Consider the following 398-nt stretch of genomic DNA (forward strand, 5'->3'; position numbering starts at 1 on the left):
TTGTTCCTTGAAAACTGAAGATTCATCAAGACATCAAACCAATTATTTCACATATGGTCCGTGAGGACCGTGTGTCTTAGACGCTAGATCAAGGTAGAAAGGGCGTACGGTGGATGCCTTGGCACTAGGAGCCGATGAAGGACGCGACGAACAGCGAAATGCCCTGGGGAGTGGTAAGTACACATTGATCCAGGGGTATCCGAATGGGGGAACCCACCGCCGGGAGACTGGCGGGACACCCGTGTGAATACATAGCACGGCGTGAGGCAAACCCGGGGAACTGAAACATCTAAGTACCCGGAGGAAGAGAAAGAAAATTCGATTCCCTGAGTAGCGGCGAGCGAAACGGGAACAGCCCAAACCAGGAAGCATGCTTCCTGGGGTTGTAGGACACTCTA

General features: G+C 52.5%; 1 rRNA gene. It reads left to right on the forward strand.

Annotated features, from left to right (window positions below):
- Positions 1 to 86: 86 nt before the first annotated feature.
- Positions 87 to 398 (forward strand): 23S ribosomal RNA (locus tag KNP83_RS14980); the annotation flags it as partial.

Origin of the sequence: Exiguobacterium sp. s146 (assembly GCF_018618415.1) — a bacterium.
Lineage (GTDB): Bacteria > Bacillota > Bacilli > Exiguobacteriales > Exiguobacteriaceae > Exiguobacterium.